We start from the raw sequence: 23283 nt of genomic DNA, 5'->3' as shown, positions 1-23283 counted from the left end.
GAATTCCATCATATATGTGCGATTTTCAACTTAAATGAGCGAATTCTTAATTATATGAGCATCATCAGAATTAATTGCGCGAACGGGAAAATAATTGAGCAGTTTTGAGCCTAATTGAGCTTTAAAAATAGCCTTTGAGCGATTTATTTAAGGATTGAGCTAAACTAATTTATCCGTTCCAACCGTCATAATCAGCCTCTTTCTTCCCCTGTCATCCATTCTCCACAGCAAGTGAACAAGCCAAAACCTTTCCTCAGCAATAAATAAAGGCGCCGTCAAGCATCTAAACTTCTACTTAACGGACACCTTTTTATTGTTTATAAATCATACAGTGCAGTATATTTTTCTTTTAAATACGTTATCAAATACTGTGGATTTAATCCTTCTCCCGTAGCATCCTTTATAATCTCTAAAGGCAATTTCAACTTTCCATACTGATGGACATGCTCCGTTAACCATCCAGTAATTTTGCCATAGTCTCCGTTTTCAATGATTCCATCGAAGTTCGGAATGTCCTTCAGCATTGCAGCTTTGAATTGAGCTGCATACATATATCCGAGTGCATAGGATGGGAAATAGCCAAACATGCCACCTGCCCAATGGACATCCTGTAAAACTCCTTCACCATCATTTTCAGGCCGGATTCCCAAGTACTCTTCATACTTATCATTCCAATGCTTCGGCAAATCAGCTACTTTTAGATCTCCATTAAACAATCCCTTTTCTAATTCATACCGAATCATAATATGCAAAGGATACGTGAGTTCGTCAGCCTCAATCCGAATTAAGGAAGGCTTTGATTCATTAATAGCCTTATAGAACGTATCGAGGTCAATATTATCAAATTGTTCAGGCGAGACAGCTTTTAATTTATCAAAATTATGTTTCCAGTAGCTAAGATTACGGCTGATAAAGTTTTCAAAGAATAAGGACTGAGATTCATGGATACCCATTGATGTACCGGTACATAAAGGTGTTCCTTCTAATTCTTTATTAATATTTTGTTCATATACGGCATGTCCGCATTCGTGTATGGTACCAAATAGAGCAACACGGAAATCTTCCTCAACATATTTCGTTGTAATCCTCACATCATTGGCGTTTAAAGCTGTAGCAAACGGATGGACTGTATTATCCAGACGTCCCGCTTCCAGGTCATAACCTAATTCCTGAATCAATTCCATACATAATTTTTTCTGTGCTTCTTCACTAAATGACTTATATATAAAGTTCGTTTCTAGATTCTTATTCGATTCACCAATCTTTTTCACAAGCGGTACAATTTCTTCTCTTAGCCTGGCAAATACATCATCCAATATCTCAACTGTCATACCCGGTTCATACAAATCGAGTAATCCATCATAAGGATGATCAGCTTTTCCCCAATAGGATAAAAATTTCTTATTCACATCAATTAATTGTTCCAAATATGGCATAAATAACGAAAAATCAGATGTTTCTTTTGCCGTTTCCCATATACTTTCAGCCTTGGACTGTAGTTCAACATACTCCTTATACTCATTTGCGGGGATTTTACTCATCTTCTCGTATTCTTTTTTACATTCCTCAACAATGGCAATTGTATTTGAATCCAACTGCGCCTTCAGTTCAGGCTTTGATAACTCTTCTATGTATCGTTCCATTTTAGTTCCGGTTGCCATTTCAAAATGTTCTTTCGATAAGATGGATAGCACTTGACTTCTCTTATCAATCGTTTTCTTTGGAGCCCCAGTGCGCATGTCCCATCCAATCAGTGCAGATGCTTCTCTGAATGCATCCATGGTATGTATATAGTCTAAAAACTCTTTTTCTAATAGGTTTGTCATATAGATCCCCCTTCTCCTTAAAGTATACTGAATATTTTACCATATTAAGTATACTAGGTAGATAGTTTTATATACGAATATGCGTACTTTTCCTACCAGTCCTGAAAAAGTCTAATTACCTAGTATTCCACTATTTCAAACTAAATAAAAAATGCCAACCCTTGGGGTTAGCGTTTACTTTTATTGCTGATTGTCTTCAAATTCCCTTTGTGTTTTTTCCGCGGCATCTTTCCCCAATATTGAAAATAAATCTGTACAAATAAAATCCTTGAATACCTTTCGTTTTTTCGTGGCGTGTTTGATAACACATGAATTTCTTGATCACTTACGAGTACTATTTCAGATATTTTTACCTGATTACTTTTTCGCATATAAAAACCATAAACAGGCTGGATAAAAAATTAATTAGGACAGATAAAGCTATAGAAATATGGTATACACAAAATAAATCCCTAAAGGGTGCTTATTTCTGCCCTCAAGACTAACTTATTTCCTTTGCCTCCTTTATTTTATGAAGTCACTAATTGCGTCTCTAAGGCTTTGTATTACAAGGCAAGAAGTAAGTCCTCATATCTGGGCTTTTCTTTTTCCAAGAAGTAAACGAAACTAAAAAATGTAAATCAAACAAGCAATGATGATTAATACTACAGCGATAGTCCAAAGCATTAGAATCAACTCCTTTCAAATAGAAGAGAAGTAGTGACTATGATTATTTGTATAGCAAGACGCCGCAAAATAGACCAATTAGGCATGTACCAATTATATTTTTGACCACATAAAATAATCAGCTCCTACACAAAAAAGATGAGAAAGACAAAAAAAAGACGACTCTATAAGAATCGTCAATCTATAATGTGGTAAACGTAAAATCAGGTTATTTAATATCTCTGGAAATGACGTCATATCAACCTTTTCTCGGCGGTCTCTTTCCCCAATACTGATAGTAATCCGTACGGATAAAACCATTAAACAGCTTTCGTTTTTTAGTGGCCGGTTTGCCATAAAACTGCTCAAAGTTTTCATCAGAAGTCAGCATATAAACAGACCAAGTTTCAAATGGACGGAGTGCTTCCCCCATCTCTTTATACATTTTCTCAACGGAAGGACGGTCGCTGAGGCGTTCACCATATGGAGGATTCCCAACAATTACGCCATATTCCTTGGTCGTTGTAAAATCACGGACCTGCATTTGTTTAAAGTTAATTAAATCCCCAAGTCCTGCTTCCATAGCATTTTCTTTTGCGATTTCAATCATCTTATGGTCAATATCAAACCCCGAAATGTCTAATTCCTGATCATAATTGGCCAGTTCTTCTGCTTCCTCTCTGACTTTATCCCAAATAGAAGAATCAATAATAGGCCAGTCTTCGGAAATAAAATCACGATTAAATCCAGGCGCAATATTTTGGCCGATTAACGCAGCTTCTATCGCAATCGTACCCGATCCGCAGAATGGATCAACAAATGGACGGTCCGGAGTCCAATTCGTCAGCTTCACTAATGCTGCTGCAAGGGTTTCTTTTAATGGCGCTTCACCCTGCCCTGTTCTGTATCCACGTTTATGAAGGGCCTGAGGGCCGGTTGTATCAATCGTTAATGTGGCTTTATCTTTTAAAAGCGATACTTCTACACGATATAATGGTCCATTTTCATCTAACCATCCATCTTTTTTATATGCTTTTTTCAAGCGGTCCACTATGGCCTTCTTCGCAATCGCCTGGCAATCTGGAACACTGAATAATTTAGATTTGACCGATTTACCTGATACAGGAAATTCAGCCGTGACATCCAAATAATTCTCCCAAGGAAGTTTTTTTGTACCTTCAAATAATTCATCAAATGTATAGGCCTTAAATTCGCCTACAAGAATTTTCACCCGGTCTGCTGTTCTAAGCCACATATTGGCTCTGGCAATGGCAAGCTCGTCTCCCTGAAACAGTACTCGTCCATTCTCGACTGTACATTCATACCCAAGGTCACGTACTTCCTGTGCGACAATCGCCTCAAGACCCATTGCTGCTGTAGCTATTAATGTAATCTTCATTGTTTCACCCTATCTAATCATATTACTTTTCCATTAAATTAAGTCGTTCGCGTCTTTTATCATACAACTCATACATTTTGAATGCAAACCAAATCAGCATTTCTCGTCTATATTACCGCATTAAATTGTGGTTGGTTTCATCCATAGCTTCGAAAAATCTGCATAGCCAAAATTCTTAATGCTAATATTCATAATATCATCTGAAAACAGTACACTTCGTTTGGAATAGTATAACGGCAATATTAAAGCAGATTTCATTAATCTTCGTTCCATTTGTTCATGAAGCTCACTCCACTTTTCAAAAGGAGTAGTAGCATACTGGTTTAATATCTCGAATCGCTCTCCTTGATCTCCTAGGACTTGGGCAAGCGGAGAAGAACTCAACAATAAAAAATGAAAAAAAGATAAGCTATGATTCATTTCAAATACTTCTCCATGAATAAACAAATCTGTACCATGATCTGTATATCCATTTTGCAGACTTTCTTCAAACGTGATCTCTTTTAATTCAACAGGAATATCTGCTGATTCCAAAATCCCCTTTAACCAAAAGATAAGCTTTTCTGTATATGGATTAGTCTGTAGAACAAGTGGTTTGGATACCTCTATAAATGGAACTTGATCCACTATGTATGGGTCAGATGGAGAGCGCAAAATACCACTTTGATTCGGTATGATTTTTGGATCCAATTGATTAATTTCATTTCTCCTTGCACTGATAACATATTGGATATAATCTCTTACTTCCTGCTTATTTATATCTGAATTGCGGTACGCATTCATAATCACAATACCAAACCCTGAATCACTCTCAACCTTATATGTTTCGATATCATCCTCTTTTACAGAGGATCGATAAATAGTCTCAAACCCCATCGGCATCTGAACAAATTCTATACAATCGAGCAGAGCTCTTTCCTTGTAATAGTCTTCAAACGCACGAAGAATTGTTTTTGTTTCATCATTTTTTTCCAGATAAAAGCTGCCCGTTCCAATTAATTTTCCATTGTTTACTTTATATATACTTGAGTTTATGGTGCTTAAGAGATGCAATATATAGCTGCACTTTTGTTTCAAGTTAATTTCTACCACATACTGTGCGGGGGAATGAATTCTTTGGACAATAAACCATATATCCCTGTGAATTGGATGATCACGCAAAGATTCCAAGCACCTTACAACATCATCTGCTGAAAGGTAGGAACCATCATGAAATTTGACTCCTTTTCTTATGTAAAGTCTTAACAAGCGATTCGAGCTTTCCCAGCTATGAGCAAGCTCAGGCCATATTTCATTATCTTCAGTCAGGTAAATCAAGCGATTGTAAATATTAGAAACTAAGTTAGCGCTATGTATATCGAGAGCTTCAAGAGGATGAAAGGACAAAAATGGATCCTTTCTAGGAATGATGAGTTTATCCTTTCCCTCATCATTAAATCCAAGCTTAGTTTGAAAGAGTCTCATCAGACGTAGTTTGCATTCAGAGGACCAATGCAGAGTTAGCCATTTTGCACTTTTTTCAATTGATTCATGATTGATTATATATTCCATTTCTTTTTCATATATGGATTCCACATTTTTGACCCACTCTATCTTAGTTGAATGTCCCCGTCCTTTTCCTGGCTGCAATCTAAACCACCCCTCCTCATGCCATCTTTGCATATATCTGGAGGTTTGCTTTGGACTAAGTTCGAGTAAATCCGCTATCTCTGCCTGTCTTACATATCCCGTTTGAATATGCTGCCAAAGAGTCAGTAGTTTAGGTTCCATCATCTACCCCTTTTCACCATAAAAGTAGACATTTATCAATTAATTGTCTATTTTCAGAAGCATCAGTCTAGTTTAATATAATCGATACAAAGGGGGTAAAACAATATGAAATTGAAGAATTTGCCACAAAATATTAAAGTACGGTTAGGCACATCTTTTTTTAACAGAATGGCATCAAGCTCTGTGATGCCATTTATGGCTTTGTATTTTGCTCATGAATTGAACAAAATCTGGGCAGGTGTCTTCTTGATTTTTACCGTCCTTATTACATTCGTTGCTAACCTGCTGGGAGGATATCTATCAGACCGTTTCAAAAGGAAGAAAATTTTATTAATGACTTCCTCTACAAGTGCCTTCATGTTTTTGATGATGACTTTGACCTTAATCCCTGAGAATGACTGGGTTTGGCTATTTGCAATTTGCTATGTTGGATATATGATTTCAAGTAGTCTTGGAAGGCCAAGCATGAGTGCAATTATTATGGATTCTACTACAAAAGAGACAAGAAAATTTGTTTATGCTCTTGATTATTGGCTCATTAATTTATCCATGGCCATTGGGGCAGCAATGGGAGGACTTTTATACAGTAATCATCAACTTGAATTATTTATCATCTTAACGTGTACATCCACCTTCATTGCCATTGCTTATAAAATTTGGCTGATTGAAGGTACGGTCCGTCAGTTAAAGCAATCACATAAAAACTTTCTGATTGATTTACTTCATAACTATAAAATTGCCCTCCAGGATACTCGCTTTGTAAAACTGGTACTTGGATTCATGTTTATCCTTTCCGCTGAATTCACACTAAATAGTTATATTGGGGTTCGATTATCAGAATCCTTTGAAGTCGTTAACGTATTCGGATACCAAATTGGCGGTGTCCAAATGTTAAGTTTGATGAATATAGAAAATATGTTATTAGTCGTCCTTTTAACGTTTATTGTTTCCAATATTACGAATCGTTTTTCAAATAAACGTGTGTTAATCATTGGCCTGCTTATTTATGGTGTAGGGTATACATTTGTTACATCAGCCAATAGCTGGTATATGCTCTTATTATTTGGGTTTATTGCCACGATTGGCGAATTGATGTATTCACCTGTTTATAATACTGAACAGGCAAATATGATTCCTGAGGATAAAAGAGGTTCTTATTCTGCTTTTAGTAATATATCCTATAATGGCGCCGACTTAATTGCAAGATCAACCATCATAATAGGCGCTTTTGCCGCTCCGATGATGATGTCCGTTTATATCGGCCTGGTTATTGCGGTCGGAACTTCTCTTGTATATTTCAGCCTTTTTTATAAAGAAAAATATCAAAGAAACATCCAGACAAATACATAGTAATAATTTGAGTCAAGCTTTACCTGAAGCATAATGATTGTCATAAAGTACCGCATTAAAACAGGCTGCCGATCTAATCGGCAGCCTTTCATTCTTCCCTTAGTGGAAGTAGTTTTATTCAGGTAATACATTTCCAAGATAACGTCCTGTAAGCCATGTTCTGTTCCTTCGTACTGCAATCGACTGGAATGTCTCGTACTCCGGTGGTAATCATCTATCTTCAGACTCCTACGAGTCTGCCCTTTCCCCTCGTTCATTTCCTTGGGAAAGGCGCCCCTACCAAATTTGGGTTTCTCGCTCGCGGGGTTTACCTCGTTCCACCCTTTTTGTTTCCAAAAAGGCTCCGTCACTGTGGCACTTTTATAGGTACCGGTGCCATATTCTAAAAGAACTTAGGCACTTTCCCAGCCGTCAGCCTGAAACAGACTGCCCTAGCTTATTGGGCTAGGCACGAACACTACAGGCATCTCAGCCTGTGCGAGCATGGACTTTCCTCTACAATTTGCATTGCAGCGATTACCCAGACGTTATCACATGCAAAATTCATTATACCCTCATTTCAACTATAAAACAACTGTTATCATTTGGAAGATATTTTATTCGTAAAGCTTACTTCCAAACACATGCTTTTCTAAGTTGGATAAGCGTTTTAAAATATCGAAATTGGTGGTACCTGTTGCTTGCTGAACTGGTTGTACAGTTCTTTTCGGCTGTTCTTCCAATTGTTTTTTCAGCTTCATATTCTCTTGCTGAAGTGTTTCAATTTCCTGATGAAAAACCTCATAATCCTTTATAACTAGATCCAGAAATTGATCAACATCTTCTTGTTTGTATCCTCTGACACCCGTTTTAAATTCTTTCTCTAAGATATCCTTTGCGGTCAACTTTGTTTTATCTGAGAGCATTTTATTCACCTCAAATTCATACGACTAATATATAATATTTTTTCAAAAAAAGTGCTGTTTGTCAATTTCCTCTTAATAATCTTCCCATTGTGCCTCATCAATTAAACTTTGCAGGTCCCAAAATGTTATTTGATTAATAGGATAATCCTGTTTATTTTGTTTTTTTTTACCTTCAAACCAGCTATATTTAGGGCTTCCGTCCTTTTCATCATCGTACAATATTAACATTTCATCGCTTTTATCGACAATAAATTGGTTCTTTAGCTTTAACTGCCACGGTCCTTCATACGGTTTCTTTGAAATAGCCTCAACATAGTCTGCCTGAAGGAGTACCTCTTCATACAGCTCTTTAACCGGTTCTTTCCAATTATCTTCCTGATTTAAATAGGGCAGTAAAACACCTAGCTTAAGATCTGGATACTCTTCCTGCAAGTCAAAAATCACCTGTGCAGCCCATAGTTCTACTCCGGGTTGCCCTGTAATGATTACCCATTCCATACCTTCCTCGAGAAGAGTTAACAAGCGACTCAGGAGTGCTTTTTTTATGTATTTGATACCCTCGTGATTTTGATCAAAAATACCAAGCTCATGGGCCTTATATCCTGTTACAAATACGACTTTTCCCATATAAGTTCACATCCATTTATACATTATACATTAAATCATAAAAAGAAGAGGCTTTACGCCCCTTACTTTTAGCAGCAAAATCCACTGCCACTGCCACTTCCAAATCCACTTCCACTTCCAAATCCACTTCCTAGTCCGCTACCACTTCCTGAGCAACCAGGTCGCGGTGGAGTTGGTGTACCAAATTGATTAGATTGATTATGAACACTATTGGCACTTTGGAAAGAATGTGGGAAATGATGTTGATGTTGATACACATGCTTATTTACTTCAAGAGTTTGAACAGGATGCACATGCGGAACTATATGTGTATAGCAATTTTCCTTAACAAATTGAATCGGCTGGTGGCAAACCGGTGGGCACACCTGCACTTTGTTACACCCTGGTACTTGAATAGGACCACAATGATGTTGATGACGACGACCGAACATACGCGTCTCTCCTTTCATTATCTATATAGCTTACATAAATAGACTATGAAAAGATGGATAAGACTGTACTAAGGCAATTACCTATTTTCCGTTTATAAAAAAATGTTTCAGCATCAGAACTGCTACATTATAATTAAATAGAATTAAAAATTACCATCGATAATCCAATAACAACAAAGAATAAATAAAAGACAACCTTATACATCCGATTTATGTTCACTTCCTTCTGCAAATTATCAAAGGTGTATAACATTAATTTACATGGGATGGACAAACATAACAACCATTATTTAGTTTTCTTTTATTCCAATTTCTTCTTTATCTAATTTACGCTCCAGTCGACAAATGCGGTGAAGAGTTGATTTTTCATGAATACCATGCTTATGAAAGGAATATTCCCTTATTTTCACCAAAGCTTTATTTGTATACTCCAGAGCTTTAGCATAATCCTTTTTCTTATGCTCAAAATATTTTGCAAGCTCAATCAGGGAACAGCAAACGATTACTGGTGTCTGTGCATCGCACGCCTCTTCCCAAAGCTTTACTGCTGCTTCATCATTTTTATTCTTTTTATGTTCGTTTGCCAAATGAAATAGTACATTCAATCGTTCTTCATCATGCTTGGATTCAGAAATTCCTTTTTCAAAGGAACCAATAGCACGCTCTCGATCCTTTAAATAAGAAAACCACCTAGCCAGTTCAAATGAATCCTCATGCTCCAATGCATCATCATTTAATAATAGGGCGGATTGATGAATGTATAAGGTGATTAAAGATAAAACGTCCCATTCATTATGTTTCATAATTTTAAAAATAGCTTCCGGATTCTTCCTATCAATATAATCAAAATAAATGATAGGGGCAAGGTATCCCGGCACATCATCCTTCCTCTCGAAACCAAGTACCTCTTTTTCAACAACTGATAGCTTTACGCGATCCAATTTGTTTTTCCACAGTCTTCTAGAAGCATGATATAAATCGAAATGACCGAAATCCGGTAATTTTGGCAAGTGCTGACGCAAAAGAGTATGCTGCGTAACTACTTGCGGCCAGTCAAATGCTTTTCCATTATAGGTGACCAACGTCTCATAATTCACTTTTTCTAAAAAGGTCTTATAAAACGGAATTTCAAACCCTGGTCTAGGGAGAAAATGTTGTCTGACCTTGATATTCTCATCCTCCAAAAAAGCATATCCAAGCAAAAAGATGGAAGTTCCTGCACCACAACCCAAACCGGTTGTTTCTGTATCGAAGAAAAACATTTGATTTGCTTCACATCCTTTGGCAGAAAGAGGGTGCTTTAGATCGCTCTCATTCCAAATCTTCACAATTTGTGGAAGCATATCAAATGTATACTTTCCATGCTGATAATCAAGTGGATAGCTGACCTCCCTGATTAGGCAATATTCATTCTCGTAAATAACAGGAAAGGCCCCGAATTCGCTCCATTGCTCAAAGAAAGGGATGTCAACATTTTTAATAGGTGTATCGGGTTCAGGTTCAGAGCATACTTCCATACGTTTTTTTGAGCCTTCTCCAACATTTGTATTCAAATGCTTTTTCATCCGGTTTAGTTTATTTTTAATGGACATGTAATTTGTCACCGGCCATTCGGTTTCCAAGAATGGATAACACTTTAATGGAATCCTCCTTTAAAGACGAGCCAGTGCCTTCCATTCCAACACAGGATGGGCAGCCATTTTCACATGGACAGACTCTAATTGCCTGAATCGTCTCTTGAATAATTTGTTCACTGTTTTCGTACATATGCTTGCTTAAACCAATTCCTCCCGGATAATGATCGTAAATAAAGATGGTTGGAAGCTCATTATGCGTTGCCTTAACTTGGGGGTAAACATGAATATCCCCTGGATCACACAGCACATAGACTGGAATGATGCCTCGCAGAGCGTGAGCAGCACCCATCAGCCCCTCCTCGAGCCTCTCTTCCTTCCAATCGACACTCCCTTCCATAAGAGAGAGCATACATGCATTCGTATGAATTTCTTCTTCTGGTAAGTGAATTGGTCCCGATCCAATATTTTCATGTGAGTCAAATCTGATTTTCTTGAAAATCGTTGCCATTGCTCGAACGGAAACATCTCCAAATGTAGTTTCACTTTTCGGATTAACGTTTGTTCGGTCAATTTCCAGCACATCTACCTGAACTGCAAGATTTGCATCCGTATAGTAATCCACATTGACCTCGCGTACATATGCCTTCTTTTCTTCCCAATCCAAATACTCTACCTGATATTGGATTCCTTGATGTAAGTAAATGGCTTCATCATGTAGAAGAGTCATAGCTGAGAATCGGTCCGTTTCTCCGATAACCTGCACTTTTGGATTAGTTCGGTCTATAATGACCACATTCTCCTGCGAAGCAGATCTAAGACTGATTTCATGTGCTGGGAAAGCATCATTCATCCAATGCCATGTATCTTTATTTTTGTGCAATACATGCTCCTCTGCCAAATATTCCAGAATTTCTGTAACCTCTGCAGCGCCAAATTCCTCCCCTTCTTTAAACGGGATTTCAAAAGCTGCACATTTTAGATGATCAACAAGGATTACCAGATTATCAGGATTAATTCTCGCTGTTTCCGGACTTTTATTAAAGAAGTAATCAGGATGTTGGATGACAAATTGATCTAATGGACTGGAGCTCGCAACCATGATAATCAACGCCTCGCCGTGACGCCTTCCTGCCCTGCCTGCTTGCTGCCAGGCACTGGCTATCGAGCCTGGGTACCCCGTCATAATGCATGCCTGGAGCTGTCCTATATCCACGCCCAGTTCAAGTGCATTCGTGCTGACAACCCCATAGATTGATCCATCTCGCAATCCCTTTTCAATTTGCCTCCTTTGTGTCGGCAAATATCCCCCGCGATAACCCGTAATCGCCTTCGGTCCCAATTGTTTCGAAATTAATTCCTGTAAGTACGTAACCAATATTTCAACACGGACACGGCTGCGCGCAAAAACAATTGTTTGGATTTTATTCCTTAAAAGAGTGCTAGCTATCTTTCTGACCTCTAATATGGAGCTTCTGCGGATATTTAAAGGTTTATTGACGATTGGCGGATTATAAAACACAAAATGCTTTTTGCCTGCTGGTGCACCATTCCGCTCAATTAAGATCATTTTAGATTCCGTTAATTGTTCTGCAAGTTCCTTCGGATTGGCAATCGTTGCAGACGTACAAATAAAAATCGGATCACTTCCGTAAAAACGGCAAATTCGCTTTAACCTTCTGATCACATTAGCCGTATGACTTCCAAATACTCCCTTGTACGTATGAAGCTCGTCAATAACAATATACTTCAGATTTTCAAATAAACTGACCCATTTCGTATGATGGGGTAATATTCCGGAATGTAACATGTCCGGATTTGTCATTACGATATGGCCTGCTTTGCGGATTTTTTGCCTGATACTAGTCGGTGTATCACCATCATACGTATAGCTGTTAATATCTGCATCTGCAGCATCAATCAGTTCCTCTAATTCAGATTTTTGATCATAGCTCAATGCTTTTGTCGGAAATAAATAAAGAGCTCTTGTATCTGCATTCTCAAGAATCGATTGGAGAATCGGTAAGTTATAACACAATGTTTTCCCTGAAGCAGTAGGAGTGACCGCCACAATATTCTTATTATTTCTTATATATTTATAAGCTTCGGCCTGGTGGCTGTATAGAGCTTCAATCCCTCTTTTTTCAAGGGCAGACTTTAACTTTTCATTTAATTCAGTTGGAAAGGGTGAATACGTAGCTTTTTTTTCATCGATGGTATGCCAAAAAGCAATATTGTCTTTGTATTGTTCATCCTGTGAAAAATCATCTATGAACTCCACTAAATTTTTCTTCCCAAACATGATGCACACCTCATTTCTGTCATCATTGTACCGAATGAACGTTCCCTTGAAAAGGAAAAAGTCGCATCTTTTTCAAGATACGACCTTCCAATTATTGATTCACTTTTTCTATGAATGAGGTAATAGCCGTGGATACTTGCTCCGGGGTCTCAAATATTCCCATGTGCCCGGCTTTATCAATAACTATTTGTGTAATATGCTCTCCGCTCACAGTAAATACTTTCTCTATCGGTACAACCTCATCTCTTGCACCGGCTACGAGAAGAGCTGGGATATCGTTCCTTTGCAGCACATAATTCTTATCTTCACGATTTTTCATAGCCTTTAAAGCACCGATGATGCCTGTTGGTCTCGTTTCAACGCCAATATCATACAAAGTTTTCAGCATCTCTTGTTCGTTTTCCCTTGTTTCTTTTGACAGCAATTTAGGGATGAGATCCTTAACGAAAAAGGAAACTCCCTGTTCTTCTACTGTAGAGACACCTGCTGACCGTTTTTTCTTTGCTTCAGGGGAATCTGGTAATGCAGTGGAATGAATGAGTCCATATCCGCTGATAAGATCGGGATGGTGATCCACAAAGTCAAGGGTAATATATCCTCCCATTGAATGACCAAATAGATAAGCATCCTTTAAATCATGTTCAATAAAGAAATTATACAAATCCTCTGCCATATCATGAATATCGTATCCAATCTTTGTAGTATCTGTTTCGCCATGACCTCTTACATCAACAGCAATTACTCGGTAGAATTTCCTTAAATAAGGAATCACTTTTTCCCAGTAATCCTTGCTTCCGCAAAAACCATGCAGTAAGATAATAGGCTTTCCAGCGCCTTCTTCCTTAAAAGCTAATTTCACAAGATTATTCTCCATTTACTTCCACACCTTTTTATTTAATGATAATTAAATCTAAAGATCCGTCCCCGCATATTTTCTACGTTCAGGGTGGAGTCTTTTACATGTATGTATGATTCGATATTAAAAAGAGACAAGCTCAACTTCTAAAACTTTCTCTATATTTACCCATTCATTTTACCATTATCCCTCCTGTTATAACATTGCTTAAATATAAAGCAAAACCGCCATTATATAGCCAAATGACTATGATATCTTCGTTTACATCGTACTCCTTTATCACCCTAATTATTTAACAATTAAGAATAGCCTGCATATGCTAAAGATAGAATCATCAGAGGAGGAGAATATATGGCTCAAAACAAGAAGAATGGTGCATTTGAACCGCTCCGTAACTTCATTTCACAAATGGATGATTTGTTAACCGAGAACACAAGGAGCGGACTATTACAGTCTATGGATGATTTTTTCCAGAACCAAAAAATGTTTGCAAGCTTTCCCGTTGAATGGGAAGAAACAGAAACCCATTATATTATTCAAGCTCCTATCGCAGGTGTCGACAAAAATTACATTGAAATTGATATATCGGGTAGTAAATTAACAATATCATATGAAACTGTACGAAAAGTAAATAAAGGCGATCAAATCTATGCTACAGAAAAACAAAAGAAATCGAGAAGCTTTACATTCCATTACCCAATTGACGAAGAACAAATTGAGGCTAGCCACGAAAATGGCTTATTAACAGTCAAAGTCCCCAAATCAAAAAAGAAACGCATATCTATCCGATAAATAAAAAACTGCCGATCTATAACCGGCAGTTTTTTATGTGGTTACTTTAAATATAGAACCTACACCTTTTACTAAATTGGATACCTGATTCATTGAATTTAACATCATTCCCGCAGTATCAATCATTTTATTAAAATCGATACTGCCTTCCTGTGTTTTAAATTGATTAAGAACCGATGAAAAATTACTGCCCTGATTTTTTTGCATAAAGCTTTGATTAGGATATGGATTAGTAATAGCGGTATTCATCTGCTGTAAAGGATAAAAATCTTCATCCTTAGAGTATAATGGGTTTTGAAATGGATTCACCTGTTCTTTTGGGTATTGATTCGGCATTTCCTGCTGCGGATAGCCGTAAAAATGTTGATCCTCCATCATACCGCCTGACATTGGCATACTTCCTGGATATTGCTCCATATAGTATGGATTAAAGGATGGCTGTTGATACATTTGGTTAGGATAGTAGGGTTGGTAAGCAAGGTTTCCTTCAAAAGGATTCAATTGTTGTTGCTGAATGCTCTCCGGCCCCCAACTACCCTGTGGTTGAACTTGAGGAGCCCCAGTTCCAGCCGGATAGATGTTTCGATATTCATATGGAGGCAAGCGGGATGCAGCCGGCATTCCATAATAAGGATTAAAATCACCATTACGCCTTCTAGCTTTCTTCTCAAGAAGTGGTTTAAGCATAACTTTCCCTCCGCTCTAACTATATACTTATACAGTATGCAGCATCTGGGATTGGGTGCTATACCGTTACTCCCCGTTCACTTCTTCCATCCGAATCTGTTCGAGTACAAACAAAGCTGCATTGCAATGTTTAATGAATCTCGACTTGCTTGACTCCGGAAAGTAACAATGGACAGAAACTTGTAAAACATTATTATGGGTATTCTTAATCTGCATGAGGGATAGATATTTAGGTCTTTTATCAGCTACCCATTGCTCAGCCTCAATAAGCCATTCATCTGCCAGCTGCTTAGTATGGTCGGCAAACGGCTTAATCACAGTGTGGAAATCTGCACGCTCTTCCGTTTCGCGTGCTTCTCTATAGATTTTTTCAGCATCTTTAACGATTTCTATCAAATCGATTGTCTTTTGATAAAAGTTATCTTTCATTTACATTACACCCTTGTTCTTTTTACCTAATCTAAACAGAATTTCCGAAAAAATGATACTATCTTGTATTTTACGTTAAATGAGCCAATTTCAATATAGACAGTTGTGTATCATGTTTGTAATCATCAATAAAATTATTCATTTTAATTTGAATATCTGCCATATCCATATCAATCTTCCTGGCTTCAGTTTTGATTGTATACGTGAACTCGGCTATTGTATCATTTACTTCATTATCTGTTTTTCTAATTATTTCTTCCTCAAGGGCTATTATTTCCTGCTCCAATTCCCTTAGCAATGTGATGATATTTTCTTTGGAACTCATGCACCTCACCCTTTCCTCATTCTTATACACTTAAGGTTTCGATTTAACTATTTCAATCCCTTCATAGACGACAAAACTAGAAGAGTATCGGCAAAGAAAACAGAGACGGCGCACGTAAATGCTTCCTTCGACAACTTGCATAAACTCTCTAAACATAGACAACCTAATGAATAGGAGGTGTAGTCATGAAGAAAAATACATCAGCTGCTCAAGAGAAAAAAAAGAAAAGCAATAACGCATCCAGCAAGCATACAGGCAATCCAAAACTAGATGGTCCAGATAAACCATCAACTTAAAACATTAGCTACCACTTACTTAATAGCCGGAGGATTTTATATTCTCCGGCTTTTTATTATTCTCTTTTACTTATGTCGCTTAAAAGATGACCTCGATAACATTCTTCTATATAATCATATACTCTAACCTTTTTATCTAAAAAGTACCTTTGACGAATCCAGCCAATTTATTATAAACTTCGAAGTGCCTTAGTTTCGTTTACATTCTATCAATTTAGTATTTATTGAAAGAGAAATACACGTTTATCTTATAATAAAATTACATAAATGAGTATCTGTACTAATTATTTAAACTTTCTATGTAAGTAATAATGAATTTTACAATTTTGATGCTATTTTTGTTATGATAAGGATGGGCTTGGAGGGATACTATGTCTATAAAATATCCTAATGGAAAACAATATAACCCGATTGCGAAAACCGGCAGCAAAGTACTGAAACAGAAAAAAGTGAATTATTCTAATCGGGGAATGACATTGGAGGATGACTTAAACGAAACAAATCTTTATTATATAGAGAATAACATCGCAATTGTTCACAAAAAGCCAACACCCGTTCAGATTGTTAATGTGTCTTATCCTAAGAGGAGCGCTGCAGTCATAAAAGAAGCCTATTTTAAGCAAGCCTCCACAACGGATTATAATGGTGTATATAAAGGCAGATACATTGACTTTGAAGCGAAGGAAACCAGACAAACAACCTCTTTCCCTTTAAAGAATTTTCATGAACACCAAATTGTCCATATGCGCAATATCATTAAACATGGTGGGATAGCCTTTATTATTATGCGCTTCAGTGTAACAGAGGAAATTTACTATTTACCGGCTGAGACACTGATCTATTATTGGGAAGAGATGCTATCTGGCGGTAGAAAATCTATACCAAAAAAGGATATTGAACATACAGGTGAAGTGATTCCGCTTGGGTTTTCACCAAGAATTGACTATATTAAGATAATTGACAAAAAATATGGTACCCAACTATTTTAAATGGTCCTTTATCCTGAAAGGAAGGTATGTAACACAATGTCAGATCAATATAAAACAAGGACAGAAAAAAGAAAATATGCAAATTCCAAAAGAAATAAAAAACAAAAGAAACAATCAAAATCATTATTAAAAAGAACCTTAATTGTTTTAGCTGCACTATTTATTATTGCAGGTATTTCAGTTGGAGGAGTTTTTGCATACTGGGCTGTCACAGCTCCTGAGATTGATGACAGCGCCCTGATTGATCCTATTTCTTCGAAAATCTATGATAAAAACGGAGATATATATACAGAAGTAGGCTCAGAAACAAGAGATTACGTCGATTATAAGGATGTTCCTAAATTGATGGAAAATGCCATCCTGGCAACTGAAGATGTGCGTTTTTATAAACATCATGGAATTGATATTATTCGCGTTGGCGGAGCTTTAATTGGAAACATAACAGGCGGCTTCGGCTCTCAGGGAGGTAGCACCATTACCCAGCAGGTAGTGAAAAACTCTTTCCTTAAATCAGAAAAAACGATTAAACGTAAAGTACAGGAAATGTACCTTGCTTTTCAACTTGAGCAAAAATATTCTAAAGAACAAATTTTTGAAATGTATGTTAACAAAGTATATATGTCATCCGGAGTCCATGGGTTTTCCACAGCATCCAAGCTGTACTTTGGCAAAGAATTGAATGAGCTTACCTTATCTGAAGCTGCCACGCTGGCAGGTATGCCGCAAAGCCCAAATAATTACAACCCGTTTACGTATCCGGAAAAAGCGGAAAAACGAAGAAACATCGTACTTAAACTAATGGAAAAAGCAGGTTTCATCACTGCGGAAGAACGCGAAAAAGCGCTAGCCGAAAGTGTTGAAGATAGCTTAGTACCAGAAGAAAAACGCGAGAAAACAACAAACACAAAATATAATGCTATTGTTGATCAAGTCATCGATGAAGTGGAAGAAATTGGAGACTACAATATATACACAGATGGCCTTCAGGTATATACGTCCATCGATCCTGATGCACAGGAACTAATGGAGGAAATACTGAATAGCGATAAATATATCGACTACCCGAATGATAAATTCCAGGCTGGTACGGTCTTTATGGATACAAAGACCGGAGAAATCAACGCAATGGGCGGTGGAAGAAACCAAGAAGTAGCCCGTGGCTTTAACTATGCAACAGATTTAAAAACAAGGCAGCCGGGTTCAACCATTAAACCAATTCTTGATTACGGTCCAGCAATTGAATATTTGAAATGGTCGACTGCTCATATTATTAAAGATGAACCATATAAATATAGTTCCGGACAATCAATTGGTAGTGCAACGGGTACCTATAAAGGGAATGTAACGATTCGTGAGGCGCTTTATAAATCACTTAACGTCCCTGCAGTTAAAACACTCCAAGAGGTTGGTGAAGATCAAGCTGGTAAATTTGCAAAAAAATTAGGTGTTGACTTTGGGGAAATTTACGAAGCATCCGCAATCGGCGGTGTAGACAAAGCAGCATCCCCTCTACAAATGGCAGGTGCCTATGCTGCATTTGGTAACGAGGGTATCTATAATAAACCGCATGTCGTAAAAAAAGTAGTTCTAAGAGACAATGATACTGTTATTGAAACGGCACCGGAACCACAAGTTGCCATGAAGGATTATACAGCCTTTATGATTACAAACATTTTGCAGGATGTTGTGACTAAAGGTACAGGAACTGCAGCCAATATTCCAGGTCTTCACATTGCAGCAAAAACAGGAACAACAAACTACTCTGCAGAAGACCGGGCAAAATATAATATCAGTAAGAGCAGTTCACCGGATGCGTGGTTTATTGGATATACAACGAATTACACCATGTCTGTTTGGACGGGCTATGATCAACAATTAAAAAATCCGATGAGTAAGCAGGAAACAAAAATAGCCGCAAAAATCTTTAAAACAATGATGGGCAAAATGTCTGAGAATGTGACAACTTATAATTTCAAACAGCCAAGTTCGGTTGTCAAAGTTGCCCTTGAAAAAGGAACAAACGCTAAAGCAAGTGAATATACACCAAGTGATCAAATTGTATATGAGTACTTTGTAAAGGGACATGAACCTACTAAAACATCAGAAAAATATACAAAACCAAATGCGCCTTCTGGTCTCAACGCTGCTTTTGATGAAGTATCTAATCGAATAAACGTGAGCTGGAAATATGATTCTTCTAATGACGCAGAATTTAATGTTCAGGTTGTCGTGGATGGCGGAGACAGACAAACGTTAACCACTACAAAGGAAACTTCCTTTAGTCTCGATGCTCCAGAAGCCGGGAAAAAGTATACGTTCTATGTAACAGCTACTGTAGACGGCCAGGAGAGTGACTCAGCATCTACATCTGTTTCTATTCCTGAAGCTGCTCCAGAGGAGGAAGAACAGCCTGAAGAGCCGACTGAGGACAATACAGAGGATCCAAACCAACCTAACCCAGACAATGGCACAGGTAATGAAGAAGATCCGAATGAAGGTAACAATCCTGAAGAAGGTACTAATCCTGGTGAAGGCACCAACCCTGGCGAAGGCACCAACCCTGGCGAAGGAACTAACCCTGGTGAAGGAACTAACCCTGGTGAAGGCACCAATCCTGGCGAAGGTACTAACCCTGGTGAAGGCCAGCCAGAACCACAGGATGAGGATGGGCAAGAACAGCCTGCTGCGAGAAGTAATAGTACTTCCCAGCCTGACGAAACTTCCTATCTGATTCCACCTGCTATTCAAGAAATGCCTAGACATATACGTAAAATTGCCTAAACCGTAAACCAGAACATTTTGAAATGAAAAGTTTCAAATTCCTATAAACAATAACTAAAATGCACTTCATGGTTAGACTTATTCTAACAATGAAGTGCATTTTTTTATGCTATATATGCGAATAACTTTCTACTGTAAACTAATCACAATAGATAACTCTGCCTATAGATAAAGTTATCTAACTGCAGAAGTCACCTTTATTTCATCCCCCCTGCTTCACCACAATATACTCCAATCCTCAAAAGATACAATTACTACTACATCAATTTTTTGATCCACTTAATGCAATCCCTTCAATAAACTGCTTTTGGAAAATAAAGAAGGCGATAATTAGTGGAATAATTGCCATGAATGATCCAGCCATCACTAAAGGATAATTAGTAGCATATTGTCCGTTTAGAGTTGCCAAGCCCGCAGATAGCGTCATTTTGTCTGGGGATGTATTTACAATCAACGGCCAAAGCAAAGAATTCCAGCCATATAGCAACGCAAAAATCGATACTGAAATGAGCGCAGGTTTAGACAAAGGCAGGATAATACTGAAAAATATACGTAACCTGGAGCAACCATCAATAACGGCGGCCTCTTCCAATTCTTTTGGGATTGTCATAAAAAACTGTCGCAGCAAAAATGTACCAAAAGCTGAAAACAGACCTGGAATAAATAAAGCTGGAATTGTATTTAATAGATTCATATCTTGGATGATTAAGTATTGTGGAAGTAAAAATATTTGCCCAGGAACCATTAAAACGGATAACATCAGGATAAATAATGTCTTCTTAAAGGGGAATTCAATTCGTGCAAAGGCATAAGCCGCCATTGCAGAAAGAAACACTTGTCCTAATGTGATGACCGCCGTAGAAACGAAAGTATTTAAATAATATTGACTAAAAGGTAAAAGTGTAAAGATGTCGCTAAAGTTATTCCATTGGGCAACTTCAGGAAAAAACTTTGGAGGAATACTGATTGATTCACTTTTTGTCTTGAGTGCAGTTAGCACCATCCAAATAAAGGGGAACACCATCATAATGGAACCAAATATAAGTAATACGTGAACAACCCATTTTCCTTTGTTTTTTTTCTTCATCATCTTGTCCACCTCTTATTCATAATGCACCCATTTCTTTTGAAATCCAAAATTAATAACGGTAATGATCATAGTTAAAAGTAATAAAACAACGGTAATAGCGGCGCCATATCCTTTGTCATTTAATATAAACGCATGCTTATAAAATAAATAGGCCAGGGATTGGACACTTTCAAGAGCCGGATTAGTCTGGGAATACATTAGAAAAATCAAGTCATACACCTGCAGTGCAGAAATCAGCGACGTAATCAAGCTAAAAAAGATTGTCGGAGTTACTATCGGTAACGTAATCTTAAAAAACTTTTGCAAGGAACCAGCCCCATCTATTTCTGCCGCTTCATAGAAAGATCTCGATATTCCTTGTAATCCAGCTAAGAATATAACTATTGAAGTACCAAGGGAACTCCATATACCTACAATAATTAAAGAAATCATGGCTGTGTTTGAGCTTGTCAGCCAAGCTGGTCCCTGAATACCAACCTGAGCAAGGATTTGATTTATAATTCCGTAGTCTGAGTTATACATCCATTTCCAAATCATAGCGACTGCAGATGTCATCGTAACAGCCGGAAGAAAGTAGATAACCCGGTAAAAAGATACACCCTTTATTTTGTTATTTAAAAGAGTTGCGATTAATAATGAAATGACCATCGAAATAGGTACAGTAAATATAGAATAGATTATGGTGTTTTTCAAAGCTGATAATACTTCTCCATCTCCAATTAGCTTCTTATAATTAGCAAGTCCGGTGAAAGTATTTCCACCGAACATGCCCCATTTTGTAAATGAATAGAAAACGCTTTGAATCATCGGAAAAAGATAGAAAACGAACAATCCAAGAAATAGAGGGCCGATAAAAAATATAGCTGCCAATATATCTCTTCTCTTATATTTCGATCTTTTATAAGGGATTACGTTACCGTCGTTTTTTGCCAAATCAATCATTCCCTACTCGATTATTTTTTCAATAGTTCATCCGCTTGCTTGGCCAATTCTAAACACGCTTCTTCCACTGTTATTTCACCTGTCCATGCTTTTGTTAGTATATCAGCCTCAATTGCAATGGCAGCTGAGTTATTTTTCTTATTCGGAAGCGGTACTGCATACTCGACAGCATCTATGAATACTTTTAGGTTTTTATCTGGATAAGCATTCATCCATCCCTCTTGTGAGCCTTCATAGGCTGATAGAACCTTTCCTGAGTTAGCGGTATGCTCATTCGCTTCTTTAGTAGAAAGGTAAGCAACCCATTTTTTAGCAGCTTCTTCATTTTCTGTTTTGGCAGAAATAGCATTCGCTAAGGCATTTGACGTTGTAGCTCGGATTTCACCTTTTGGCATAGGTGCCACATCAATATTCTCTATCCCGTATTCATCAGTAAAATACGTTGGTACCATATAAGAACCATCCAGAGTCATAGCAATACGTCCATTTAAAAACAATTCGGATACTGTCGTACTAGCCATTTCTTCAACTGTTGGACTGGATCCTTCTTTAACAAAGTCATACCAAAATTGTACGCCAGCTATCGTTTTTGAATCAGAAAAACCAGACTTTGTCCCATCCTCAGCAAACGGAGCTCCTCCACTCTGTAATAACGTTTCATAATATCCACCCTGCCACGTTACTGGCGCAGCCATGCCATAAATATTCTTGTCTTTATTAGTAAGCTTCTTGGCTACTTCTCTCCATGTATCCCAAGTCCAAGTGTCATCCGGATAGGCGATGTTTGCTTCATCAAAAATCTTTTTATTATAGTAAAGTGCATGTGAATCGAAATCCTTTGGAATTGCATACAACTTTCCATTTCTTGTATAAGAATCTAAATATTGTTGAGGGAACTTATCTTTATCAAATTCAATGTCATCTAAGGGAAGGACAACCTCATTATCAATATAATCAGGTACACGCGGGAAATTAATCCAAAAAACATCTGGGGCATTATTTCCTGTTATGGCTGTTTCTAGTTTTGTCCAATATTGCGCCCACGGTGTGATTTCAAACTTTACTTTAATACCTGTTTCCTCTTCAAATTCTTTTGCGAGCTCTTCATAAATTGGCGCTTGCTCCTTATCCCATAAAGCATAAGTAATTTCTTTTCCGTCCCCTTTAGCATTGGACTTAGAATCATTCGAACACCCAACCAACATTGCACTGATAATCAAGAAAAAGACTGCTAACCACTTTACTTTCTTTTTCATAAATATCCCCC

General features: G+C 37.5%; 19 protein-coding genes and 1 other RNA gene. 4 read left to right on the top strand and 16 right to left on the bottom strand.

Annotation, left to right across the window (positions count from 1 at the left end; translation table 11 throughout):
- Positions 1-317: 317 nt before the first annotated feature.
- The 3 genes from AC4BHP_RS04105 to AC4BHP_RS04095 all read right to left on the bottom strand — a co-directional run bounded on the left by AC4BHP_RS04105 (position 318) and on the right by AC4BHP_RS04095 (position 5640).
- Positions 318-1826, bottom strand: coding sequence for a carboxypeptidase M32 (locus AC4BHP_RS04105; protein WP_490551341.1), 1509 nt, complete (start codon positions 1824-1826; stop codon positions 318-320).
- A 904-nt stretch (positions 1827-2730) separates the two neighbouring features.
- A complete protein-coding gene (locus tag AC4BHP_RS04100; RefSeq protein WP_066107325.1) occupies positions 2731-3870 on the bottom strand; it encodes a THUMP domain-containing class I SAM-dependent RNA methyltransferase in 1140 nt (379 codons plus the stop codon).
- 120 nt (positions 3871-3990) lie between these two features.
- On the bottom strand, positions 3991-5640 hold the full coding sequence (locus tag AC4BHP_RS04095) for an ABC transporter substrate-binding protein (protein WP_490551340.1): 1650 nt from the start codon (positions 5638-5640) through the stop codon (positions 3991-3993).
- Positions 5641-5745: 105 nt separating this feature from the next.
- Here AC4BHP_RS04095 and AC4BHP_RS04090 point away from each other — a divergent pair, with 105 nt between their 5' ends.
- A complete protein-coding gene (locus AC4BHP_RS04090; protein WP_490551339.1) occupies positions 5746-6990 on the top strand; it encodes an MDR family MFS transporter in 1245 nt (414 codons plus the stop codon).
- A 144-nt stretch (positions 6991-7134) separates the two neighbouring features.
- Here the strand turns inward: AC4BHP_RS04090 and rnpB are convergent.
- From rnpB to AC4BHP_RS04055, 7 genes are all read right to left on the bottom strand, one after another.
- An RNA gene (rnpB, locus tag AC4BHP_RS04085) (RNase P RNA component class B) lies at positions 7135-7518 on the bottom strand.
- 68 nt (positions 7519-7586) lie between these two features.
- Positions 7587-7895 carry a cell division regulator GpsB gene (gpsB, locus tag AC4BHP_RS04080; protein ID WP_139891762.1) on the bottom strand — a complete coding sequence of 103 codons (309 nt, stop codon included), beginning with the start codon at positions 7893-7895 and terminating at the stop codon, positions 7587-7589.
- Positions 7896-7967: 72 nt separating this feature from the next.
- The gene (locus tag AC4BHP_RS04075; protein ID WP_148629859.1) at positions 7968-8522 is read right to left on the bottom strand and encodes an SLOG family protein; all 555 of its coding nucleotides are present in this window, start codon (positions 8520-8522) and stop codon (positions 7968-7970) included.
- Positions 8523-8590: 68 nt separating this feature from the next.
- Complete coding sequence (locus AC4BHP_RS04070) at positions 8591-8953, bottom strand: CotD family spore coat protein (RefSeq protein ID WP_490551338.1); 363 nt, start codon at positions 8951-8953, stop codon at positions 8591-8593.
- A 290-nt stretch (positions 8954-9243) separates the two neighbouring features.
- Positions 9244-10545, bottom strand: a complete 1302-nt coding sequence (locus AC4BHP_RS04065) for a ribonuclease H-like domain-containing protein (protein WP_490551337.1) — start codon at positions 10543-10545, stop codon at positions 9244-9246.
- Positions 10535-12829, bottom strand: coding sequence for a DEAD/DEAH box helicase (locus tag AC4BHP_RS04060; RefSeq protein WP_148629863.1), 2295 nt, complete (start codon positions 12827-12829; stop codon positions 10535-10537). The genes AC4BHP_RS04065 and AC4BHP_RS04060 overlap by 11 nt, the downstream gene beginning before the upstream one ends.
- 91 nt (positions 12830-12920) lie before the next feature.
- Complete coding sequence (locus tag AC4BHP_RS04055; RefSeq protein ID WP_066107345.1) at positions 12921-13703, bottom strand: alpha/beta fold hydrolase; 783 nt, start codon at positions 13701-13703, stop codon at positions 12921-12923.
- Between the two features lie 333 nt (positions 13704-14036).
- Here AC4BHP_RS04055 and AC4BHP_RS04050 point away from each other — a divergent pair, with 333 nt between their 5' ends.
- The gene (locus tag AC4BHP_RS04050; protein ID WP_066107346.1) at positions 14037-14477 is read left to right on the top strand and encodes an Hsp20/alpha crystallin family protein; all 441 of its coding nucleotides are present in this window, start codon (positions 14037-14039) and stop codon (positions 14475-14477) included.
- A 33-nt stretch (positions 14478-14510) separates the two neighbouring features.
- Here the strand turns inward: AC4BHP_RS04050 and AC4BHP_RS04045 are convergent, their stop codons facing one another.
- From AC4BHP_RS04045 to AC4BHP_RS04035, 3 genes are all read right to left on the bottom strand, one after another.
- Positions 14511-15164 carry a YppG family protein gene (locus AC4BHP_RS04045; RefSeq protein WP_490551336.1) on the bottom strand — a complete coding sequence of 218 codons (654 nt, stop codon included), beginning with the start codon at positions 15162-15164 and terminating at the stop codon, positions 14511-14513.
- Between the two features lie 66 nt (positions 15165-15230).
- A complete protein-coding gene (locus tag AC4BHP_RS04040) occupies positions 15231-15593 on the bottom strand; it encodes a YppE family protein (protein ID WP_066107351.1) in 363 nt (120 codons plus the stop codon).
- A gap of 70 nt (positions 15594-15663) precedes the next feature.
- Positions 15664-15918, bottom strand: coding sequence for a hypothetical protein (locus tag AC4BHP_RS04035; RefSeq protein WP_066107354.1), 255 nt, complete (start codon positions 15916-15918; stop codon positions 15664-15666).
- A 667-nt stretch (positions 15919-16585) separates the two neighbouring features.
- On the opposite strand from AC4BHP_RS04035, the gene recU reads away from it, so the two are divergent.
- Positions 16586-17203, top strand: coding sequence for a Holliday junction resolvase RecU (gene recU, locus AC4BHP_RS04030; protein ID WP_066107357.1), 618 nt, complete (start codon positions 16586-16588; stop codon positions 17201-17203).
- A 36-nt stretch (positions 17204-17239) separates the two neighbouring features.
- Positions 17240-19984: a transglycosylase domain-containing protein gene (locus tag AC4BHP_RS04025; RefSeq protein WP_490551335.1), complete on the top strand. Its 2745-nt coding sequence runs from the start codon at positions 17240-17242 to the stop codon at positions 19982-19984.
- 262 nt (positions 19985-20246) lie between these two features.
- Here the strand turns inward: AC4BHP_RS04025 and AC4BHP_RS04020 are convergent, their stop codons facing one another.
- The 3 genes from AC4BHP_RS04020 to AC4BHP_RS04010 are packed head-to-tail and all read right to left on the bottom strand — an operon-like array spanning position 20247 to position 23272.
- Positions 20247-21074 carry a carbohydrate ABC transporter permease gene (locus tag AC4BHP_RS04020; protein WP_139891755.1) on the bottom strand — a complete coding sequence of 276 codons (828 nt, stop codon included), beginning with the start codon at positions 21072-21074 and terminating at the stop codon, positions 20247-20249.
- Positions 21075-21086: 12 nt separating this feature from the next.
- A complete protein-coding gene (locus AC4BHP_RS04015; protein ID WP_139891754.1) occupies positions 21087-22016 on the bottom strand; it encodes a carbohydrate ABC transporter permease in 930 nt (309 codons plus the stop codon).
- Positions 22017-22027: 11 nt separating this feature from the next.
- Positions 22028-23272 (bottom strand): ABC transporter substrate-binding protein, encoded by a 1245-nt coding sequence (locus AC4BHP_RS04010; RefSeq protein ID WP_490551334.1) that lies wholly within the window; start codon positions 23270-23272, stop codon positions 22028-22030.
- Positions 23273-23283: the final 11 nt, after the last annotated feature.

This window comes from Pradoshia sp. Z4_20, from assembly GCF_058216035.1.
Note: the sequence above shows the minus strand (reverse complement) of the source record. Positions and strands in the feature narration are given on the sequence as shown.

What these genes read in the sequence shown, in the direction of transcription:
- AC4BHP_RS04075 (WP_148629859.1), bottom strand. Translation starts at nt 8,522, where the DNA reads ATGGGAAAAGTCGTATTTGTAACAGGATATAAGGCCCATGAGCTTGGT.
- AC4BHP_RS04090 (WP_490551339.1), top strand. Translation starts at nt 5,746, where the DNA reads ATGAAATTGAAGAATTTGCCACAAAATATTAAAGTACGGTTAGGCACA.
- AC4BHP_RS04020 (WP_139891755.1), bottom strand. Translation starts at nt 21,074, where the DNA reads ATGATGAAGAAAAAAAACAAAGGAAAATGGGTTGTTCACGTATTACTT.
- AC4BHP_RS04100 (WP_066107325.1), bottom strand. Translation starts at nt 3,870, where the DNA reads ATGAAGATTACATTAATAGCTACAGCAGCAATGGGTCTTGAGGCGATT.
- AC4BHP_RS04060 (WP_148629863.1), bottom strand. Translation starts at nt 12,829, where the DNA reads ATGTTTGGGAAGAAAAATTTAGTGGAGTTCATAGATGATTTTTCACAG.
- AC4BHP_RS04070 (WP_490551338.1), bottom strand. Translation starts at nt 8,953, where the DNA reads ATGTTCGGTCGTCGTCATCAACATCATTGTGGTCCTATTCAAGTACCA.
- AC4BHP_RS04040 (WP_066107351.1), bottom strand. Translation starts at nt 15,593, where the DNA reads ATGAAAGATAACTTTTATCAAAAGACAATCGATTTGATAGAAATCGTT.
- recU (WP_066107357.1), top strand. Translation starts at nt 16,586, where the DNA reads ATGTCTATAAAATATCCTAATGGAAAACAATATAACCCGATTGCGAAA.
- AC4BHP_RS04045 (WP_490551336.1), bottom strand. Translation starts at nt 15,164, where the DNA reads ATGCTTAAACCACTTCTTGAGAAGAAAGCTAGAAGGCGTAATGGTGAT.
- AC4BHP_RS04035 (WP_066107354.1), bottom strand. Translation starts at nt 15,918, where the DNA reads ATGAGTTCCAAAGAAAATATCATCACATTGCTAAGGGAATTGGAGCAG.
- AC4BHP_RS04055 (WP_066107345.1), bottom strand. Translation starts at nt 13,703, where the DNA reads ATGGAGAATAATCTTGTGAAATTAGCTTTTAAGGAAGAAGGCGCTGGA.
- AC4BHP_RS04105 (WP_490551341.1), bottom strand. Translation starts at nt 1,826, where the DNA reads ATGACAAACCTATTAGAAAAAGAGTTTTTAGACTATATACATACCATG.
- AC4BHP_RS04015 (WP_139891754.1), bottom strand. Translation starts at nt 22,016, where the DNA reads ATGATTGATTTGGCAAAAAACGACGGTAACGTAATCCCTTATAAAAGA.
- gpsB (WP_139891762.1), bottom strand. Translation starts at nt 7,895, where the DNA reads ATGCTCTCAGATAAAACAAAGTTGACCGCAAAGGATATCTTAGAGAAA.
- AC4BHP_RS04050 (WP_066107346.1), top strand. Translation starts at nt 14,037, where the DNA reads ATGGCTCAAAACAAGAAGAATGGTGCATTTGAACCGCTCCGTAACTTC.
- AC4BHP_RS04065 (WP_490551337.1), bottom strand. Translation starts at nt 10,545, where the DNA reads ATGTCCATTAAAAATAAACTAAACCGGATGAAAAAGCATTTGAATACA.
- AC4BHP_RS04095 (WP_490551340.1), bottom strand. Translation starts at nt 5,640, where the DNA reads ATGGAACCTAAACTACTGACTCTTTGGCAGCATATTCAAACGGGATAT.
- AC4BHP_RS04010 (WP_490551334.1), bottom strand. Translation starts at nt 23,272, where the DNA reads ATGAAAAAGAAAGTAAAGTGGTTAGCAGTCTTTTTCTTGATTATCAGT.
- AC4BHP_RS04025 (WP_490551335.1), top strand. Translation starts at nt 17,240, where the DNA reads ATGTCAGATCAATATAAAACAAGGACAGAAAAAAGAAAATATGCAAAT.